Source organism: Pseudoclavibacter endophyticus (assembly GCF_008831085.1).
GTDB lineage: Bacteria > Actinomycetota > Actinomycetes > Actinomycetales > Microbacteriaceae > Pseudoclavibacter > Pseudoclavibacter endophyticus.
In genome coordinates, this window is sequence record NZ_WBJY01000004.1 from 275,073 (window position 1) to 295,142 (window position 20,070).

Below are 20,070 nucleotides of genomic sequence, written 5' to 3' on the forward strand. Positions count from 1 at the left end.
CCCGACGGCTCGCGCCGGCGGCTGCAGCGCCCGCTTACCGTGCTCGCATGCGGCAGGAGCGTGGCGGGGGTGGCGGTGCCTTCCGGGCGCTCGTCGACGGCGCCGTTGCCCGGAAGGAGCGCGCGGGCGAGCGGGCCGCCCCAGCCGGTGGCGACAGCGAGCCGGCGAACGGTGACGCCCGGCGCACGCCGCCCGAGCTGATCGACGCGACCGGCCTGCACGTCGCCGGCCTGGAGCCCGGCCCACCGGATGAGCCCGCCACCGAGCGAGGCTCCGGCCCAGACACCGCGAGCGAGCGGTCGCAAGGCGCAGTCGAGCCCCCCGAGCCCGACACGGTGACCCTCACCGGCGCCGAGCTCGACGCGCTCTTCGAGCGACCGGCCCGACCCCGCGTGCGCATGGGCGTCGGCGCCGGTATCGTGCTCGCGCTCGTCGCGCTCGCCGTGGGGCTCATCGTCGCGGCGCTGCAGCCCTCACCCGCCACCTCGATCGGCGGCGACCCCGATCCCGCCGTCACCGGCGACGAGCTCGGGGGTGAGCTCGGCGATCCGCTTGCCGGGCCGGGCGCGGCCCCCGATGGTCCCGGGGCGGCGAGCGCGGGCGGCACGGGAGCGGGCGGCGCGGCCACCCTGCTCGTGCACGTCGTGGGAGCGGTCACCGACCCGGGCGTCGTGACGCTCGCGCCGGGGTCGCGCGTCGTCGACGCGATCGATGCCGCGGGCGGCTTCACCGCCGAGGCCGACCGAGCGGCCGTCAACCTCGCGCGCGCCGTCGTCGACGGTGAACAGCTCTGGGTGCCGCGGGTGGGCGAGCAACCGCCCGACACGGCCGGGCAGGGGCAGGCGGTTTCCGGCGACGACGCCGGTGGTGGTGGTGGTGGCGGACCCGGCGCGGCGGACGCGGGCGCCGGTGCTCCGGGCGGGGCTGGCGCGCTCGTGAACCTCAACACGGCGACGCAGTCGGAGCTCGAAACACTGCCCCGGATCGGGCCGGCGCTCGCCCAGCGCATCATCGACTACCGCGATCAGCACGGCGGTTTTGCGACGGTGGACGAGCTGAAGAACGTGAGCGGCATCGGCGACAAGATCTTCGAGGCGCTCGCCCCGCTCGTCACGGTGTGACGTTGGATCGAAGCGGCGGGGGCGACGGCCGCGTGCGGTCCCGCGGGGAGGCGTCGTTCGCCGAGGAGCCCCGTGACGATGACGGGCGTCGCCTCGACCTGCGGCTCCTGCCCGCGGCGCTGACGGCGTGGGCGGTGGCGCTCGTGGTGGCCCTCGAACCCGGCGCGGGATGGCCCGTGGCGATCGGATGCGCCATTGCGGCGATCGCGTTGCTCGCGGTGATCGCCTGGTTACGGCCGCGCGGACACCTGCGTCTGGCGCTCGTGCTCGTGCAGGGGGCATGGTGCCTCGCGCTCGCGTCGCTCGTGGCGTGCAGCGGCGCCGTGCAGTGGCAGGCCTCGCGAGGGCCCGTCGTGGAGGCCGCGCTCGATCACGGCAGTGCCGTGCACGTGCGCGCCGTCGTGACGGGCATCGTGCCCGATGACGCGCTCATCGCGGCGGACGACGGCACCCCACGCGCCGGGGCGTCGCGGTCCGCGTGGACCGCCGCGGGTGGGGCGAACGGCCGGTTCCGCGCGAGCGCGAGCGCGCTCGATCTCGGCGACGGATGGGCCGACGTCGACGTGCCGCTGCTCGTGTTCGGCAGCGTCGAGGCGGTCGCGACCGGGAGTGCCCACGAGGCCGCTCTGCGCGCCCCAGCCATCGGCGCGCAGATCGTGTTCGAGGCGCGGCTTCGCGAGTTCGAGGGCGGCGGCAAACGGCTCATGGCGCTCGCGACAGATCCCGCGGCGCAGACGGCACCCGCGCATCCGTTCCTGGCCTGGTCCGACGAGCTACGGCACCGCTTCGTGACGGCGGCGCAGGCGCTGCCCGGTGCCGGCGGGCAGCTGTTGCCTGGCCTCGCGGTCGGCGATACCCGCGCGGTCGACGACGGGCTCGAAGCGGCCATGAAGTCCTCGTCGCTCACCCACCTGGTGGCCGTCTCCGGCTCCAATTGCGCGCTCGTTGTCGGGGGGATCGTGCTCATCGGCCGGCTGCTCGGTGCGCCGCGCGGCGTCCGGATCGCCGCCGCGAGCGCGGCGCTCGCGGCGTTCGTCGTCATCGTGACGCCGGAGGGCAGCGTCGTCCGAGCGGCGGCCATGGCGGCGATCGTCCTCGCCGTCGACGGCTGGGGCCGGCACGTGCGCGGGGCGCCCGTGCTGTGCCTCGCCGTCATCCTGCTGCTCACCGCGAGCCCCGACCTCGGCGTCGACTACGGCTTCGCGCTTTCGATCGCCGCGACCGGAGGGCTGCTGCTCGGCACGCGACCGCTCGCGGACCGGCTGGAGCGGTGGATGCCGCGGTGGCTCGCCGTCGCGCTCGCGGTGCCGGTCGCGGCCCAGCTCGCCTGCCAGCCGATCCTGATCCTGCTGCAGCCCGTCATCCCCGTGTACGGCGTCGTGGCGAACCTTCTCGCGGCACCCGCTGCCCCCGTCGCGACCATGGTGGGGCTCATCGGGGCGTTGCTCGCGACCCTCGCGCCACCGCTCGCGCCGCTCGCGCTGTGGGCCGCCTGGCTGCCGGCGCACTGGATCGGCGTGATCGCGACCGGCACCGCCGGATGGCCGTTCGCCACCCTGCCGTGGCCGCCAGGCATCCTCGGCGCGTTCCTGCTCGCCGTGCTCACCGCGACCGCTGTCGTCGCGTGGCTCGTGCGGCCGCGGGAGCCGGGCGGACGCCGAGTCTCGTTCGTGGCCGGCGGCCTCGTCATCGTGACCGTCGCCATCATCGTGGGATCCGGCGTCGGCTCGGCGCTCGTGCGCTCGGCGACGTTCCCGAGCGAGTGGCGGTACGCAGCCTGTGACGTGGGGCAGGGCGATGCGATCGCGGTGCGGGCGGGCGACTTCGTGGCCCTCATCGACACGGGGCCCGACGCCGAGCCCCTCGCCGCGTGCCTTGACCTGCTCGGCGTCGAGCGGATCGACGTGCTCGTGCTCTCGCACTTCGATCACGACCACGACGGCGCCGCGGTCCATCTCGTCGATCGCGTGGCGGCGCTCGTCGTCCCCCACACGGGCGAGGCGCTCACGGAGCCGGTCGTGGCGCAGTACGCGACCAGTGGCATCCCCGTGCGCACGGCAGCGGCGGGCGACGTGTGGCAACTCGGCGACACGACGTGGCGGGCACTGTGGCCGGCCGCCGCGGCAGACGGCGGCCCGTCACCGATGTCGGGCAACGACGGCAGCCTCACGGTTCATGTCGAGCCGGCGAACGGTCCATCGCTCCTCGCGCTCGGCGACCTCGGTGAGGAGCCGCAATCGCAGGTGCTGCGCGCGGCGCGCGCGGCGGGCGACCGCTCGCCCGCCGCACCCGTACCCGCGGTGCGGGCCGACATCGTCAAGATGTCGCATCACGGCTCGAGCGACCAGGCGGCCGAGCTCTACGCCGCGACGGGAGCGCAGCTCGCCCTGGTCTCGGTCGGCGCCGGCAATGGATACGGGCATCCGACGGCGGCGGCGCTCGGCATGCTCGACGCCGCGGGCATCACGGCGGCGCGTACCGACCTCGCCGGGACGATCGTCGTCGGCGGTGGTGGGAAGGCCCCGTTCGCCGTCTGGATGTCGGGGCGCGCGATCGACGAGGCGGGGACCAGTGAAGCCCAGCGCATTCGTTATGCTGCTTCGCACCCGGCCGGCATATGGTTGCGCGCATTCCGTCGCCGGAGACCGCCGAAGCGGAGGTGAGCACCGTGCCGGATCCGAAACCGCACGAACCGGAAGCGTACGAACCGGAGACCAACCCGAACGTGCCGTGGTACGAGCGCGGCGGCTTCACGACGATCGCCATGATCAGTCTCGTGCTCGGCCTCGTGTGCTGGCTGGCGATCGGCGGGGGAGCCGTGTTCGGCGACTTCAGTCTGGTGCGTGGCTTTCTCCCGTTCCCCGCGTTCGGCGGCCTCGTGTTCGGACTGCTCGGCTTTCTTGGACCCTGGCGCATCGTGGCCGGTGCCGGCGCGCTGCTCAACCTCGCCGCGGTCGTGTTCGCCATGTTCCTCTAAGCCGTGCTCCGGTGCCGGCCCAGTTCCGCTGCGTCCGCGGCGGGCCGGTCGCGTTCGTTGCCAGGGGGGCTCAGACGGGAATCAGGTCCAGCCGCCGGAGCGTGCGGGACTCCAGGTCGACCACGGCGGCCGTGTCGGGCGGAACCGGCGTCCATCCCGTCCGGCTCAGGCCGCTCGAGATGATCTGCAGGCAGCTGGGCGATGCGCGGTACCCCATCGCGTAGTACTCGGTCTCGTGGTACGCGGGAATGGCATCCGGCGACTCGAAGAGCTCGCGCAACCCTTCGCGCGGGGAGTCAGCCTTGCTGTTGACGTGGATGCCGAAGAGCTTGCTGCCCGTGAGCAGCAGCGCGTTGAGGCTCGAGTGCGGGAACTCCCGCATGAGCAGCCGGAGCGCCGTCGTGACCCCCGCCGCCTCGTCGCCCTCGTCCTGGATGCACTGCACGATGAGTCGGAAGTATCGCTCGCTGTCGGTCGTGCCGCGCAGCTTGGCCCGCTGCTCGGCACCGAGCAGGCCCTCGAGCTTGTCGATCGGGCCGATGTGGCCGTTGTGCCCGAACGCGAGGTCGCCATCGACGAACGGGTGCGTGTTGTGCTCGTTGACGGCGAGCCCGCCCGTCGCCCAGCGCAGGTGCACGAACCCGGCCGAACCGAGTCGCTGCGCGGCGAGCCTCGCGTACTCGGGGTCGTCGTCGGCGCGCTCGAACGAGCGCGCCGACCGCGTACGTCCGGTTTCGGCGTCGTGCCACGCCATGCCCCACCCGTCCGCGTGCACACGTGTGAGCGAGGTGAACGCTTCGAACTCCTCGGCCCCGAGCTCGTCGACGAGGGCGGTGGGCGCATCGGCGACGTAGCCGAACAATCGGCACATGTGGTGACTCCTCTCGTTGCTGTCGCACTCGAGAGTTTCGCGAACGCCTCAGATTTTCAACCTGGCTCTGGCATGGTGTGGCGATGCGAACCTTCGGATTGGAAGAAGAACTGCTGCTCGTCAACCCTGAGACGGGCATGCCGTGGGCGGTGGCGGAGCGGGTGCTGAGACGCGCCGATGAGCGCGAGAACGACCGCGAGAACGACCGCGACGAGCATGACGATGAGGCAAAGGCCCCCGGCGGCTCCCTCGACGGCGAGCTGCAATCGCAGCAGGTCGAAACCGATACCAAACCGACTGCCGATCGCGTCGAGCTCGAGGAACAAGTGCGGGCCTGGCGCCGCGAAGCGATTCTCTCCGCACGCGAGGCCGGCGTGAAGGTGGTCGCGACAGGCACCTCGCCGATACAGGTCGACCCGACTCTCGCCCGCAAAGAGCGATACCGCTGGATGGCCGAGCACTTCGGCATCACGACCAGCCAGCACCTCACGTGCGGCTGTCACGTGCACGTGTCGGTTGAGTCGCGTGACGAGGGCGTCGCCGTGCTCGACCGCGTGCGCACGCTCACGCCGATCCTCACCGCGATCAGCGCGAACTCACCGTTCTGGCACGGTGAGGACAGCGGGTACGCCAGTTTCCGGTCCCAGGTGATGCAGCGCTGGCCCACGGCTGGACCGCAAGACGTCTACGGATCCGTGCGGGCGTACGACGCGCAGATTGCGGCCATGCTCGCCTCCGGGGTCATCTCGGACCAGGGCATGATCTATTCCGACGCGAGGCTGTCGCACCGGTACCCGACCGTCGAGCTCCGCGTCGCCGATGTGTGCCTCGACGCGCGCGACGCCGTGCTGGTCGCCTCGCTCGCGCGCGCCCTCGTCGAGACCGCCGCGAAGCAGTGGCGCGACGGGGTGGATGCTCCGGCCGTCTCGGCCGCACTCGTGCGATTGGAGACGTGGCAGGCCGGTCGGTACGGGCTGACGGGAGACCTCCTCGATCCGCACACGCTGCGCCCGCGCCCGGCGCGCGAGGTCGTCGACGGGCTGGTCGAGTCGGTCGCACCGGCGCTCGAAGCCTCTGGAGACCTCTCGTTCGTGCAGCAGCGCATCGACGAGCTGTTCACGCACGGCACCGGCTCCGAAGTGCAGCGGGCCACGCTCGAGAAGACCGGCCAGCTCAGCGACGTCGTGGCCAGGCTCGCTCGCGTGACCGCAGGCCAGGACGACTAGCGCGCGGCCGTCCCGCGGCGCCCCGTCACACCTCTGGGTTGACGTCGGGCGGCGACTTGTCCGGGCGCCAGCCGCGCCAGGCTGCGTGTCGCAAGCGCCCGTCCGCGGTCCGCTCCCGGTATCGCACCTCGGCGACGAGCTTCGGCGTCGCCCAGCGTGCGTCGCGGGCATCGGCCCCGGGCACGCCGTCGGCCGGCGGCGTCTTCCTCGCCAAGCGTTCGAGGCTGCGTCGGATCTCGCGACGCTGTGACGCCGAGAAGCCCGTCCCGACGCGCCCGGCATACCGCAGGCCGTCGGCGGTCGGGACCGCGAGCAGGAGCGAGGCCAGCCCGGATGGGTCGGCCGAGCTCGGCCGCCAGCCGATGACGACGACCTCGGCCGTCTGCACGTGGGCGACCTTTCGCCAATCGCTCGATCGTCGGCCCGGTCGGTACGGGCTCTCCAGTCGCTTCGCCATGATGCCCTCGAGTCCGAAGCGACTGCTCGAGTCGACGGCCGCCTCGACGTCCCCGTCGAAGGCGGGAGGCACGAGCACGAGCCCGTCGACGTCGTGCACGACCTCATCCAGCAGCTCGCGCCGGTTCGCATAGGGCAGCTCGACCGACGGACTGCCGTTGATCTCGAGGACGTCGAAGACCACGAGGCTCACGGGCACTTCGTTCCGAAGCCGGGCGGCCTCGCGCGGATTGGTCACGTGCATCCGCCGCTGAAGCCGTCCGAAGTCGGGCGCGCCGTTTCCGCCGAACGCGACGATCTCGCCGTCGAGCACGCACGACTCCGTGTCGACCGCGTCGACGACCCCGTCGAGTTCAGGGAAGCTCACCGTCACGTCGCGCGCATTGCGGCTGTGCACGGTGACCTTGTCGTCGACGGTGACGATTGCGCGCATCCCGTCCCACTTCATCTCGAACGCCCACTCGTTCTGGTCGAGTCGCTCGAGGGCATCCGCCTCGCCGCGGACCGCGAGCATCGGCCGGTATCGGGCCGGCGCGGCGCGCGAGCGGCGGCTCGGCGCCCGTTTCGCCGAGGCCGGCTCCCGCGTGGTCGCGCCGCCTTCGCCGCCGGATTCGTCGTCGAGCTGCATGCGGTGGATCATCCACTGCGGCTTCTGGGGGTCGTCACCCGTGCGGAAGAGGGCGTACTTTCGCCTGCCGCCGAGGCCGCCGTCCTCGCGCCCGGTGAGCGTCGCGATGACCTCACCGTCCTCCCATTTCTCGAGTTCGTAGGTGCCGGCGTCCCAGATCTCGACCACTCCCGCGCCGTACTCGCCCTTCGGGATCTCGCCCTCGAACTCGCCGTACTCGAGCGGGTGGTCCTCGGTCGGCACGGCGAGGTGGTTGCGCTTCGGGTCGGTCGGAACCCCTTTCGGCAGCGCCCAGCTCACGAGCACGCCCTCGTGCTCGAGGCGGAAGTCGAAGTGCAGCCGCCGCGCCTGGTGCCGCTGGATCACGAACGAGGGCGGCCCGTCGCCGCCCCTGCCGTGCCGATCGGGCACCGGTTCGGGCGTCCGGCTCGCGTCGCGCTTCGTGCGGTACACGGTGAGCCGGTCGCGAGGCGGAGGATCGGCGTCGCGATCGACCGGCCCGCCCCGGCCCATCACGCCGTCGCTCGCCGTCCCGTCACCACGGGCGTCCTCCAGGCCCGCCATGGGATCTCCGCGCCGTTTGACCCGCGCCAGCACGTCGCGGAGATCGAGCTGTCGCAACTGAGGCGACGCGAGCTCGCGCCACGTCCGAGGTGCCGCGACATGCGGATGCCGGCGGCCGCGGAGCGAGTACGGCGCGATGGTCGTCTTGCTCGCGTTGTTCTGGCTCCAGTCGATGAACACTTTGCCGGCACGGGCCGACCGCCGCATCGAGCTGATGACGTCGTCCGGGTGGTCGGCCTCGAGCGCCCTGGCGAGCTCCTTCGCGACGCCCGAGACCTGCTCCGAACTCTGGGTGCCGTCGAGGCCGGCGTAGAGGTGGATGCCCTTGCTGCCGCTGGTGACCGGCACAGGATCGAGTCCCATGTCCCGCAGCAGTCCCCGCACGAGGCGCGCGACCTCGACGCACTCCCGCAGCCCGACGCCCTCGCCGGGATCGAGGTCGAACACGATGCGGTCGGGCGGCAGGTGCTCGTCGCCCTCGCCGAACCTCCACTGCGGCACGTGAATCTCCAGGGCGGCCATCTGCCCGAACCACGCCAGCGTCGCGACGTCGTTCGCGAGCGGGTACTCATTGACGTGATCGCTGTGCTGGATGCTGCGCCGCTCGACCCAGTCGGGCGCGCCCTGGCCGATGTTCTTCTGGAAGAAGACCTCGCCGCCGCCGTCCTCCCCGACGCCGCCCGGCCAGCGCTTGCGGGTGACGGGCCGGTCGCGGCAGTGGGGGAGCATGACGGGGGCGATGCGGCGGTAGTAGTCGATCACGTCGCGCTTCGTCGTGCCCGTCGCGGGGTACAGCACCCGGTCCAGATTCGAGAGGCGCAGCTTCTTACCGTCGATCGAGATCCGTTGTTCCGTCGTGCGTGCCATCGCGCCATCCTCATACAGAACGCTCCGAACAACGAGGTGCCATGCATCCGAATCGTCTTTACTTGCGGTATGAGAGCCATTTGGACAGGAGCCATCTCATTCGGGCTCGTGAACGTTCCCGTCAAGCTGTACAGCGCGACGCAGGATCACGACCTCTCGCTGCACCAGGTGCACGACAAGGACGGCGGCCGAATCCGCTATCAGCGGCGCTGCGAGGTGTGCGGCGAGGTGGTCGAGTATGAGGACATCGTGAAGGCGCACGTCGACGACGACGAGACCGTCGTGCTGACCAAGGACGAGCTTGACTCCCTGCCGCAAGAGCGCAGTCGGGAGATCTCGGTTGTGGAGTTCGTGCCGTCCGAGCAGGTCGACCCGATCCTGTTCGACCGCAGCTACTACCTCGAGCCGACGGGCAAGTCGCCCAAGGCGTACGTGCTGCTCCGCCGCACCCTCGAGGAGACCGACCGCACCGCGATCGTGCAGTTCGCGTTGCGCCAGAAGACGCGTCTCGCCGCCCTGCGCGTGCGGGGTGACGTGCTGCTCGTACAGACGCTGCTGTGGGACGACGAAGTGCGCGAGGCCGATTTCCCGGCGCTCGACGAATCGGTGCGCGTCACTAAGAAGGAGCTCGAGCTCTCATCGAAGCTCGTCGACACGTACGCGGGCGACTTCGACCTGTCGGCGTTTCGTGACGAGTATCAGGAGGAGCTGCGCGCCCTCGTGGAGGCGAAGCGCGAACAGGGTGACGCGCTCGACACCGAGGAGACCTTCGGAGCTCCCGACGAGGACGAGGGCGCTGAGGTCATCGACCTGATGGCGGCGCTCCGGCAGAGCGTCGAGAAGTCGCGCTCGTCGAAGCGCGGCAGATCGCGCTCGTCGTCGAAGCGCGAATCGGGATCGAAATCGCGCGCATCCGGATCTCGGTCGAAGGCCGAGTCGGCGACGAAATCGCGCTCGTCGAAATCCTCGAAGCCGTCGTCACAGTCGAAATCCTCCGGATCGGAGGCGAAGAAGCGCGGCTCCTCCACATCCAAATCGACGAAGCGCTCCACCAAGAAATCGGCATAGCGAGGCCGCGGCAGCGTCACACATGACCAGCAGGAACGAGCCCCTAAGGTGAAGGGATTCGAGTCAAGCTGCGCATTCCAGCCTCGACTCTGGGCGTTTTCAAGGAGGAGACGATGGCGCTCGCAACGCAGCGTTCGACCGGGGGCTCGCGTCGTCCGCCGACTCGGGGAAACGGACCGGGCAGGCGGCGGATCGCGTCGCTGATCGGGATGCTCCTCGCGGGAATGCTGCTCAGTGGGTGCGGGCTGTCGATACCGTCCGACCCGAACGGCACGATGGACCGCGTCGAGGGCGCGGTGCTCCGCGCGGGCGCGTCGGTCGAGGAGGGGCTCGTCGAGAAGGCGGCGGACGGAGGCGCATTCGGCCCCCTCGCCGACCTGGTCGAGGCGTTCGCCGAGGAGCACGGCGCCGAGGTGGAGTGGACCTTCGGCAGCGAGGAATCGCTCGTCGAGCACCTCGAGCAGCACCGGATCGACCTCGCCGTGGGCGGCATGACCGCCGACACACCGTGGTCCCAGATGGCGGGCACGACGCGCGGCTACGACGAGGTGCCGGGAGCAGAGGGCCGCGAGATCGTCATGCTCGTCCCCCTCGGCGAGAACGAGCTCGTGTACGAGCTCGAGTCGTTCCTCGATCGCGAGCTCAGCTGATGAGAAACGTCGGCCGGACGGATCTGCCCGCCGAGCAGCGCACGGCCCTCACGAAGGCGATCCGCTGGGAGTGGGCGACGATCGCCTACACCCTGTTCACGATCAGCCTGGTCGCGCTCGTCCTGGGCAACTCGCAGGCGATGAAGACCGCGTGGATCGAAGACATGCTCTCGCTGATCCCGCAGGTGAGTTTCCTCGTCGCGCTCCTGTTCATCCGTCGCAAACCGACTCGCTCGTTTCCCTTCGGCAAGCATCGCGCCATGACGATCGGGCACCTGGTCGCCGGCGTCGCGCTCCTCGCGGTCGGCGGCAACCTTGCCGTCGAGGCCGCCATCGGGCTCATCTCGGGCGAGCATCCCACCATCGGAACCCTTCAGCTGTTCGGCCAGACGATCTGGCTCGGCTGGCTCATGGTCGGCGTCATGCTGCTCATCGTCATCGGTCCGCTGATCTACGGCCCTGCGAAACTGCGTCTCGCCCCCAAGCTGCACAACAAGCTCCTCTTCGCCGACGCCGACATGGCAAGGGCCGACTGGCACACGAACGCCGCTTCCATCGTCGGCGTGCTCGGCGTCGGCATCGGTCTCTGGTGGCTCGATGGGGCGGCCGCCATCTTCATCTCGATCGGCATCGTGCTCGACGGCGTGCGCAACACGAGGTTCGCGATCCGCGACCTCATGGACGAGCGGGCGCGCACGCACGACGACAAGCGAACGCATCCGCTCGTCAACGCCGTCCTCGCCGAGATGCTGCGGCAGCCGTGGGTGCGTGATGCGGGAGTGCGGATGCGCGATCAGGGCCAGGTCTTCCACACCGAGATCTTCTTCGTGCCGACGCGCCGACGCCCGCCTCGGACCGAGACGCTGCACGCGGCCGCCGAGCGGATCGCGGCCCTCGACTGGAAATTGCAGGACATTTCGCTCATCCCCGTCGGGCGGCTGCCGGATGAGGCCACACGGCTTGAATGAGGCCGGTGTCGGCGGCAGCGTCATGCGGGACCGGCGCACCGGGTGAGGGCCCGGCCTACCATGGTCAAGCGCGCCAACTCGGGAGCGCGGGCAGGAACTGGAGCGTGCGGTGGCGGCGACGAAGACCAGCGGGCGAGCCGGGTCGGCGAAGGGCGGGCGCGGGGGCGCCGCTCCCGCCATCCCGCAGCTGGCTCCACGAGAGATCCGGCCCGCGCCGGTCGTGCTGCTGTCGGGCCCGGAAGACTACTTCGCCGATCTCGCCCTCGATCTGCTGCGTCGCACGCTCCGGCTGGAAGATCCCAGCCTCGAGGTCACCGAGCTCGATGCGGCCACGTACGCTGCGGGGGCGCTCGTCACGTTCGTGAGCCCGTCGCTCTTCATGGAGCCGCGGCTCGTGATCGTCGAGGGCGTCGAGAAATGCACCGACGCGCTCGTTGCCGACAGCATCCGGTACATCGAGACGCCCGTCGAGGGGACGACCATCGTGTTCCGGCACAGCTCGGGCGCGCGGGGTAAGAAGCTGCTCGACGCGATCCGCGCCGCGAAGGACGTCGCGATCGAGGTGCCCTGTCCGAAGCCGAAGGCGAATGAGCTGCTCGACATCGTGCACGGCGAATTCCGTGCCGAGCACCGCCGCATCGAGCCCCAGGCCGCCTCCCAGCTCGTCGCGGCGTTCAACACCGACCTCGCCGAGCTCGCCTCCGCGTGCCGGCAGCTCATCGCGGTCACGACCGACGACGTCACCGAGCGCGACGTTGAGCGCTACTATGGCGGGCGCGTTGAGACGACGGGATTCAAGATCGCCGACGCCGCGATCGCCGGACGCCTCCGTGACGCCCTCGGTCTCGCGCGACACGGCATGTCGCAGGGCGTGCATCCCGTGCCCATCGTCGCGGCGGTGGCCGGCAAGTTGCGGCTCATGGCCAAGGTGTCGGACCAGCGGGGCAGCGACGCCCAGCTCGCGGGCGCGGCAGGGGCGGCGCCGTGGCAGGTCGGTCAGGCGCGCCGCGACCTTCGGGACTGGGACGACCGGATGCTCGGCCGCGCCATCGTGCTCACCGCCGAGACCGACCAGATGGTGAAGGGCGGCAGCCGCGATGCGGCGTTCGCCGTCGAGCGGCTGCTGCGCAGGATCGCCGCGCGAGATCTGTAGTCGAGCTATCGCCCGCCCGCGCGGGCGATGAGCCGAGCGACGCGGCCCGCGTGCTCGCGCTCGGTCGCGATCGGCTCGATGACTCGCGTGGTCGCGACGCGGGTGACCTCCCTCTGCAACCTCCGCCGAGCGCGCCGTCGCCTGGCGGCGCCAATGGCGGCGCCGATCGCCTGCGACGCGAGACCGAGGAGGATACCGAGCAGGATGCCGGCGGCGATGAGCAGCATCGCAACGGGCCATCCCTCGACCCGAGTGAGCTCGGGCGCAGGCAGGCCCCACAGCGGCAGCAGCCACGCCGCGAGATACCAGCCAACGCCCACGAGGGCCGCGAGCAGGGCAATCCACTGCACCACGCCGATCACGGGCCACCACCACGAGCCTCGCGCTCCGAGGTCGGTTCGGGCGATCGCACGGTCGAGCTCGCCCGGCAGCGTCTCGATCGCGGCGTTCGCGCGCCGCCTGACCGCGGCCCGCCAGGAATCGGGCAGTCCGCTCGCAAGGTCATCGCCGAAGGCGCGAACGGCCCGCGCCGCACGGGCCTCCTGGCCGGCGCTGAGCTGCGGCAGCGCCGTCCGATGCAGGTCGGGATCCCGTCCCTCCCGCACGGCGGCCGGAGCCGAGGCGAGCAGGTGCATCCGGCGCAGGGGATCGGCCCGGAGTCGCAACAACCATGCCGTGAGCGGCCAGCCGGTCGCCTGGCCCGTGCGCTTCGCGTAGGAGCGGCCGACGGCGGCGGCGACGTCGTCGACACCCGATGCCGCGGAGAGCTCCTGCACGAGTGACGCTGTGCGTCGCTTCACCACGCGCGATGACAGGCCGGCGTCGTCGCCCGGCTCGGCCTCGAATTCGGGGAGGAGGCGAGCCGCGAGGCTCACCAGGTCGGCTTCGATGCGGGCGGTCTGCGCCGCCCGCTGTCTCGCGAAGCGGCCGACGAGTGCGCGCACGTCATCGATGCCGGAGCCGGTCGTCGCGGAGGCGGTCACCACGCGCACGCGGCCGAGCCCGTCGCGGCGAAGCAACCCGGTCAGCGAGTCGACGACGCGCGGTACGTCGTGGCTCGACAGCAGGTCGATCTGGTTCAACACGACGGCGGTGACGGCGGCGTGCGCCGAGAAGCGCTGCACGAAGTCGGCGTGCAGCACGGCATCGGCGTACTTCTGCGGGTCGACGACCCACACGAGCACGTCGACCTGGCCCGCGAGTCGCTCGGCGATCGCACGGTGCTCGCGCTCGACCGAGTCGAAGTCGGGCAGGTCGAGCAGCACGAGCGACAGCGACGGGTCGCCCGCGAACGGCGCTCCCGGCCGCCGCCGGTCGGCGACGCGCAGCCAGTCGAGCAGCGGCTCGACTCCCTCCTCATTCCATACGGCCGCGAGCGGCTCGCTCGTCGTTGGTCGGCGCACGTGGGTGCGGGCGAGCGACTCGCCGACGACGGCGTTGAACAGCGAGGATTTGCCGGATCCCGTCGCGCCGAAGAACCCGACGACCGTATGGTCGCCCGAGAGCTCCCGTCGCGCCCCTGCGGCCTCGAGCATCCGGTCGATGTCGGCCAGCGTCTCGTCGTCGAGCCGGCCGTCGGCGAGTTCGCGAGCTTCGCGCAGCGCCGCGAGCCGCTCATCGAGCGTCGCGTGGCTCATGCGTCGCGCTCGCGCTCGTCGTCGATGGGGCCGTGCGAGCGTGCATCGGGCCAGGGCGACGACGCGTCGCCGGGCGGCGGCAACGGCCGATCGATCGGGCCGTGGTCGAGCTCTGGTGACACGACGATCGGCGCGATGACGGGCACCTCTCCCAGATCTTCCGGAGCGCCCACGTCGGGAAGGGTGGGGCCCCCGTGCGGCGCGACGGCCGTGCGCGGAGCTGCCGACGAGGCCGCCACGTCGACGGGAACGGCCACGCCCTCAGCGGCGGCTTCGTCGCGGGCGATGACCGTGTCGGCCGGGGCGCCATCCGGGGTATCCGTCACCGCGTCGGCGACGGATGCCATGGCGCGTTCGAGCGCGTCAGCAGCGTCGCGCAGGTCATCGCCAGCCGGTCCGGCGTCGACGAGCTGCAACAGTTGCTCGTAGCGCGCGTACTCGCCTGCCAGCAAATCACGCACGCGTCGCTCGAGGTCGTCGCGGGCCTCGCGCGCGAGCCTGCGAACGGCCTCTTCGCCGAAGATGGTCTCAAGGAGCTTCTGGCCCACGACGGCGGAGCCCCCGGCGATCGCGAGCTCGCCGCCCGTCAGCCCGCCCGTCGAGGCGAACAGCACGACCATGAGCGAGACCGTGACGGCGTTCAGCCCAAGTGACATGAGCCGCGCCTGCGTGCGCTTACCGCCGGACTGCTCGCGGATGAGGTCGATGAGCGCTGCCTGCCAGTCGCGGATCATGGCCGAGGCGTCGGTGGTGAGCGCCGGCGATTCGCGCGCCAGCGAGGCGTCGGTCGCGAGGCGCCGCCCCGCCGGCGACTGTCGCAGGTGCTCGTACGCGGCTCCCGCGGCGCGCCCGGCTCGGTCGAGGATGACGGCGTGCAGCCCGTGCTCGATCTCGGCCTCGACCTCGCGGATCGGCTGGGGGCGCCCTTGCACGAACGCGGTCGCGCGGTCGCGCAGCCGGCTGAACCACGACTCGAATGAGCGGAACACGTCGCTCGTGCCGACGAAGTCCTGCCAGCGCGCGAGCACCTCGCCGCGCAGCAGCGTGCCGTCCTTCGTCGCGTCGATGATGGCGGCGGTCGCCTCGTCGTACTCGTGGCGCGTCGTCGATCGCACCGAGGCCGCCAGCTCACGTTGCGCATCCCGTGCCCTCGCGATGTCGCGCGCGGCGGCCGAGGCCCGCGCGATCGCGCCCCGCACCGTTCGGCGAGCCACCCGCTGCCGCTCGTAGCGATCGGCCGCCAGGTCGGCGAGCCATGCACGCACGCCCCGCACCGCCTCGTCGGGCAGCATGCCGAGCTCGTCGAGCGGTGACTCATCGATCGTGAACACGGGCGCCCGGTCGAGCCCCCGTTCCGCGAGCAGCTCCCGCAGCGCCGGCTCGATCTCGGTGCCGGCGCCCGGCGGCACGCGGTCGAGCACGATGCCCACCGTGATGTCGCGCTGCGCGGCGTCGTCGAGCAGCGCCCAGGGAACGGCGTCGGCATATCGGTTCGCGGTGGTGACGAACAGCCAAAGATCGGCGGCGGCGAGCAGCTGGGCGGCGAGTGCACGATTCTCATCGGCGATCGAGTCGACGTCGGGCGCGTCGAGGATCGCGAGGTGGCGCGGCACGCGCTCGTCGCCGACGAGCACGACCGACGACATGAGCGCGGCGTCGGGGTCGTCGCCGGCGCGGTCGGCCGGGAGCGGCCCACGGCGCGCGGTTCCGGTGATGCGGCCGAGGCCGGGAAGCACCCGGCGCGAGGCGAACCACTCGGCGTCGGCGGGCGAGTGCAGCAGAATCGGCTGCCGCGTCGTCGGGCGGATCGCGCCGGTGCGGGTCACGGCATGCCCGACGAGGCTGTTCACGAGTGTCGACTTGCCGGCTCCCGTCGACCCGCCGACGACGGCGAGCAACGGTGCGTCGAGGTTGGCGAGGCGGGGAGCGAGGTAGTCGTCGATCTGCCGGATGAGCGCGCGCTGACGCTCGCGAGCCTGCTCGGTGTCGGCAAGCTGCAGCGGCAGGCGCGTCTGCTCGAGCGTGTCGCGCAGGGCAGCAAGGCGCGCGAGCGCGTCACCGCCCGCGCCCACGTCGCCGGGGGCGCCGGGGCTCGTGGGAGTCGCGCCGCGCTCGGTCATCCCACCAATCATGCCGCACGAGCCGGGGAGTTCTCCCGCGCCGGTGCGTTGCCCGCGACGACGAAGGCCCCGCCGGGGTCGGCGGGGCCTTCGTGTGCAGCTCGTCGTGAACGCGCTCCGGCGTCGGGGCAGCGCCCGTCGCGGCTTCGGGTCGTGCTAGGCGGCGATGGAGTCGACGGCCTTGGCGATCGACGACTTGCGGTTCTTCGCCTGGTTCTTGTGCAGCACGCCCTTCGAGACGGCCTTGTCGAGCTTGACCGAGGCGTGCTGCAGCGCCGCCGTGGCCTTCTCGGCGTTGCCCTCGGCAACGGCCCCGCGCACACGGCGGATCGCGGTGCGGAGCTCCGACTTGTAGGCGCGGTTGCGCTCGGTGGCCTTCTGGTTGGTCTTGATGCGCTTGATCTGCGACTTGATGTTTGCCATGTGCAGCTTTCTGGTGCGTGAACGTACGGGGTCGGTGCCGAACGGTAGAGGGGCCGCGCGGCAAGTCGCGCCGTGTGGGTCGACGCGGAAGCCAAGGAGCAATGCTACCAGCATTCGGCCCCGCGATCGAGCGTTAAGTCGCCGGGTGGTCCGCCCCCGAGTCCGCGCCCGGGTCCACCACCGGGTCCGACGCGGCGCGCTGCAGGGCCATCGCCGACTCGGCCAGCGAGAGCCCCGGCAGCGGCTGTCGGCGGAACTGGCCGATCAGTACGAGCAGGGCGGCCAGGACGATGAACGGCACCCACAGCGTCCATCCGACGAGACCGACGATCGGATCGACGACGGATACGTCGCCGACCATCACGACCCACACGGCGCCCGTCGTGGCGTTGATCGAGCCGTGCGCGATCGCCGCCGGGTAGACCGAGGCGCTGCGCAACCGTACCCATGACACGAAGAGGCCGACGGCAAGGCAGAATCCGATCATCATGAGGAGCCCGAGCGGCCCCCGGTCTTGGAAGTTGTAGCCGAGCAGGATGATCGGCGCGTGCCAGAGACCCCAGACGACGCACGAGATCACGATGGCGGGCCACGTCCCGAGCGGACGCAGCGCCGGAAGCAGCCATCCGCGCCAGCCGAGTTCTTCGCCGAACGCGGGCAGCGAGCTGAGCAACACGCCGAGCGTCAGCGTTTGCCCGAGCATGGTCGCGGCGAGCACGCCGGCAGGCAGCGCCTCCACCTGCGCCACGACCTCGTCCGGCTGCCCGAGGGCGGCCAGGTTCGCGACGTACGACTGGCGGAACGCTTCGAGCGTGAGGTCGATGGGGGCGGCACCGATGGCGCTGGCGAGCAGCACACCACCCACCACGAGCAGCGGGGGAGCGACCCAGGCGATCGCCGTGATCAGGATCGTGCGGCCGATCGGGCGCACGCGAAGCCCTAGCAGCGACACGGGCCGCTTCGGGCGCTGGATGAGGAACACCACGACGAGTGCCGCGAGCGTCGGCGTGAACATGAGCGCGATGAGCAGCAGCTGCATCATGATCGGGTCGACCGCCTCGAGCCCGCCCGCGAACCACAACGGCAGGCACACGGCCCACCCGGCGATGACGGCGATCGCGACGAAGGCGATGACGGCGCGCCACGGCACGCGCGTCGGCAGCGCCTCGGCGCCGTTGCGCAGGCGTCGCTCATGCTTCGCCGCCGCGGCGGGGTCGGGCGGCAACGCCGGACCGGAGCCGTGCGCGTCGCCTGCCGGCGGCGGGATACGCGAAGGAGGAGGCTGGGCGTCGACGTGCCGGTCCTGGCCGGCCTGGTTCGGGTTCATGTCTCAATCGTTGCGAGCGCCGTCCGCCCGCGCTTCGGTCGCGCGGGCGAATCTGGACGGAGCCCGGCTCGCCCGGGCGGCTGCGTCTCGGCCGCGCGGGGGAGCCCGCCCGTGTCGTGGCCCGGAGCTCCGAGCACATGGGAGAATCGCCGGACCATGTCGCAGCCCTCCGCCTCCCCGCTCGCGCCCGCCTCGACGCCGCCCGAGCGCATCCGGAACTTTTGCATCATCGCCCACATCGACCACGGCAAGTCGACGCTGGCCGACAGGATGCTGCAGCTCACCGACTCGGTCACCGATCGAGAGATGCGGGCGCAGTACCTCGACCGCATGGACATCGAGCGCGAGCGCGGCATCACGATCAAGAGCCAGGCCGTCCGCATGAACTGGCACACCGATGGCGGGCAGTTCGCGCTCAACATGATCGACACGCCGGGTCACGTCGACTTCTCGTACGAGGTGTCGCGGTCCCTCGCCGCCTGCGAGGGCGCGATCCTGCTCGTCGACGCGGCGCAGGGCATCGAAGCGCAGACGCTCGCGAACCTCTACCTCGCGCTCGAGAACGACCTCGAGATCATCCCCGTGCTCAACAAGATCGATCTTCCGGCCGCCGATCCCGATCGATTCGCGGCCGAGCTCGCGAACCTCATCGGCGGCGACCCCGACGACGTGCTGCGCGTGAGCGGCAAGACCGGTATCGGCGTCGACCAGCTGCTCGACCGCGTCGTCGAGCGCATTCCGGCCCCCGTCGGCGACCCCGACGGGGCGACGCGCGCCATGATCTTCGACTCGGTGTACGACGCGTACCGCGGCGTTGTCACCTACGTGCGCATGATCGACGGGGGGCTCGTGCCCCGTGAGCGCATCCAGATGCTCTCGACGGGCGCGACGCACGAACTGCTCGAGATCGGCGTCTCATCGCCCGAGCCGGCGCCATCGAGGGGGCTCGGCGTCGGCGAGGTCGGCTACCTCATCACCGGCGTGAAGGACGTGCGCCAGTCGAAGGTCGGCGACACGGTCACGACCTCGGCGCGTCCGTCCACCGAGCCGCTGCCGGGCTACACCGAGCCGAAGCCCATGGTGTTCTCCGGTCTCTACCCCATCGATGCGGGTGACTACCCCGTGCTGCGCGAAGCCCTCGACAAGCTCAAGCTGTCGGATGCCGCGCTCAACTACGAGCCTGAGACGTCGGTCGCGCTCGGGTTCGGCTTTCGCGTCGGCTTCCTCGGCCTGCTGCACCTCGAGATCGTGACGGAGCGGCTTCGTCGCGAGTTCGATCTCGACCTCATCACGACCGCACCGTCGGTCGTGTACGAGGTGACGACGGAAGACACCTCTGTGCACACCGTCACCAACCCGTCCGAGTATCCCGAAGGTCGTATCGTCGAGGTGCGCGAACCCGTCGTTCGCGCGGCGATCCTCGCGCCGAAGGAGTATGTGGGAAAGATCATGGAGTTGTGCGAATCGCGACGCGGATCGCTGCTCAACATGGACTACCTCTCGGAAGAGCGCGTCGAATTGCGCTATTCCATTCCGCTCGGCGAGATCGTGTTCGATTTCTTCGATCAGCTCAAGAGCCGCACGCAGGGATACGCCTCGCTCGATTACGAGCCGATGGGCGAACAGGGCGCCGACCTCGTGAAGGTCGATATTCTGCTGCAAGGCGAGACGGTCGACGCATTCAGCGCCATTGTGCACAAGGACAAGGCCTACTCGTACGGCACGATGATGGTCGAGCGGCTGCGCAAGCTCATCCCGCGGCAGCAGTTCGAGGTGCCGATCCAGGCGGCGATCGGCGCCCGCATCATTGCCCGAGAGAACATCCGGGCCATTCGGAAAGACGTGCTGGCGAAGTGCTACGGGGGCGATATCTCGCGCAAGCGCAAGCTGCTCGAGAAGCAGAAAGAGGGCAAGAAGCGGATGAAGATGGTCGGTCGGGTCGAGGTGCCGCAGGAAGCCTTCATCGCGGCGCTGTCTGGCGATATCGGAGGGAAAGAGAAGGGCAAGTAGCGGG

General features: G+C 71.0%; 15 protein-coding genes. 9 read left to right on the forward strand and 6 right to left on the reverse strand.

Translation table 11 applies throughout. The features are described 5' to 3' along the window. Positions 1 to 47: 47 nt before the first annotated feature. The 3 genes from F8O04_RS14205 to F8O04_RS14215 are packed head-to-tail and all read left to right on the forward strand — an operon-like array spanning position 48 to position 4,098. A complete protein-coding gene (locus F8O04_RS14205; RefSeq protein WP_225735104.1) occupies positions 48 to 1,121 on the forward strand; it encodes a helix-hairpin-helix domain-containing protein in 1,074 nt (357 codons plus the stop codon). Positions 1,122 to 1,123: 2 nt separating this feature from the next. Continuing rightward, complete coding sequence (locus F8O04_RS14210) at positions 1,124 to 3,784, forward strand: ComEC/Rec2 family competence protein (protein ID WP_192497431.1); 2,661 nt, start codon at positions 1,124 to 1,126, stop codon at positions 3,782 to 3,784. A 5-nt stretch (positions 3,785 to 3,789) separates the two neighbouring features. Further along, entirely contained in the window at positions 3,790 to 4,098 is a 309-nt protein-coding gene (locus F8O04_RS14215; protein ID WP_158030041.1) for a hypothetical protein, read from the forward strand. Positions 4,099 to 4,168: 70 nt separating this feature from the next. Here F8O04_RS14215 and F8O04_RS14220 read toward each other — a convergent pair whose 3' ends face one another. Continuing rightward, positions 4,169 to 4,969 (reverse strand): class II glutamine amidotransferase, encoded by an 801-nt coding sequence (locus F8O04_RS14220; RefSeq protein ID WP_158030042.1) that lies wholly within the window; start codon positions 4,967 to 4,969, stop codon positions 4,169 to 4,171. Positions 4,970 to 5,052: 83 nt separating this feature from the next. Here F8O04_RS14220 and F8O04_RS14225 point away from each other — a divergent pair, with 83 nt between their 5' ends. Continuing rightward, positions 5,053 to 6,195 (forward strand): carboxylate-amine ligase, encoded by a 1,143-nt coding sequence (locus F8O04_RS14225; RefSeq protein WP_158030043.1) that lies wholly within the window; start codon positions 5,053 to 5,055, stop codon positions 6,193 to 6,195. A 25-nt stretch (positions 6,196 to 6,220) separates the two neighbouring features. Here the strand turns inward: F8O04_RS14225 and F8O04_RS14230 are convergent, their stop codons facing one another. Then, positions 6,221 to 8,710: an ATP-dependent DNA ligase gene (locus tag F8O04_RS14230; RefSeq protein ID WP_158030044.1), complete on the reverse strand. Its 2,490-nt coding sequence runs from the start codon at positions 8,708 to 8,710 to the stop codon at positions 6,221 to 6,223. A gap of 69 nt (positions 8,711 to 8,779) precedes the next feature. Between F8O04_RS14230 and ku the strand changes: the two genes are divergently transcribed. The 4 genes from ku to holA all read left to right on the forward strand — a co-directional run bounded on the left by ku (position 8,780) and on the right by holA (position 12,549). Continuing rightward, positions 8,780 to 9,778: a non-homologous end joining protein Ku gene (ku, locus tag F8O04_RS14235; RefSeq protein WP_158030045.1), complete on the forward strand. Its 999-nt coding sequence runs from the start codon at positions 8,780 to 8,782 to the stop codon at positions 9,776 to 9,778. A 113-nt stretch (positions 9,779 to 9,891) separates the two neighbouring features. Continuing rightward, the gene (locus F8O04_RS14240) at positions 9,892 to 10,428 is read left to right on the forward strand and encodes a type 2 periplasmic-binding domain-containing protein (protein ID WP_225735105.1); all 537 of its coding nucleotides are present in this window, start codon (positions 9,892 to 9,894) and stop codon (positions 10,426 to 10,428) included. Then, on the forward strand, positions 10,428 to 11,396 hold the full coding sequence (locus F8O04_RS14245; protein ID WP_158030046.1) for a cation diffusion facilitator family transporter: 969 nt from the start codon (positions 10,428 to 10,430) through the stop codon (positions 11,394 to 11,396). Before F8O04_RS14240 ends, F8O04_RS14245 begins: the two co-directional genes overlap by 1 nt. A 109-nt stretch (positions 11,397 to 11,505) precedes the next feature. Beyond that, complete coding sequence (holA, locus tag F8O04_RS14250; protein ID WP_158030047.1) at positions 11,506 to 12,549, forward strand: DNA polymerase III subunit delta; 1,044 nt, start codon at positions 11,506 to 11,508, stop codon at positions 12,547 to 12,549. Positions 12,550 to 12,554: 5 nt separating this feature from the next. On the opposite strand, the gene F8O04_RS14255 is transcribed toward holA, so the two are convergent. From F8O04_RS14255 to F8O04_RS14270, 4 genes are all read right to left on the reverse strand, one after another. Then, positions 12,555 to 14,186 (reverse strand): GTPase, encoded by a 1,632-nt coding sequence (locus tag F8O04_RS14255; RefSeq protein WP_158030048.1) that lies wholly within the window; start codon positions 14,184 to 14,186, stop codon positions 12,555 to 12,557. Then, the gene (locus F8O04_RS14260) at positions 14,183 to 16,306 is read right to left on the reverse strand and encodes a GTPase (RefSeq protein WP_158030049.1); all 2,124 of its coding nucleotides are present in this window, start codon (positions 16,304 to 16,306) and stop codon (positions 14,183 to 14,185) included. The genes F8O04_RS14255 and F8O04_RS14260 overlap by 4 nt, the downstream gene beginning before the upstream one ends. Before the next feature lie 156 nt (positions 16,307 to 16,462). Next, on the reverse strand, positions 16,463 to 16,729 hold the full coding sequence (gene rpsT / locus F8O04_RS14265) for a 30S ribosomal protein S20 (protein WP_158030050.1): 267 nt from the start codon (positions 16,727 to 16,729) through the stop codon (positions 16,463 to 16,465). A 133-nt stretch (positions 16,730 to 16,862) separates the two neighbouring features. Further along, positions 16,863 to 18,056 carry a CPBP family intramembrane glutamic endopeptidase gene (locus F8O04_RS14270; RefSeq protein WP_158030051.1) on the reverse strand — a complete coding sequence of 398 codons (1,194 nt, stop codon included), beginning with the start codon at positions 18,054 to 18,056 and terminating at the stop codon, positions 16,863 to 16,865. A 156-nt stretch (positions 18,057 to 18,212) separates the two neighbouring features. Between F8O04_RS14270 and lepA the strand changes: the two genes are divergently transcribed. Continuing rightward, positions 18,213 to 20,066, forward strand: a complete 1,854-nt coding sequence (lepA, locus tag F8O04_RS14275) for a translation elongation factor 4 (RefSeq protein WP_158030052.1) — start codon at positions 18,213 to 18,215, stop codon at positions 20,064 to 20,066. Positions 20,067 to 20,070: the final 4 nt, after the last annotated feature.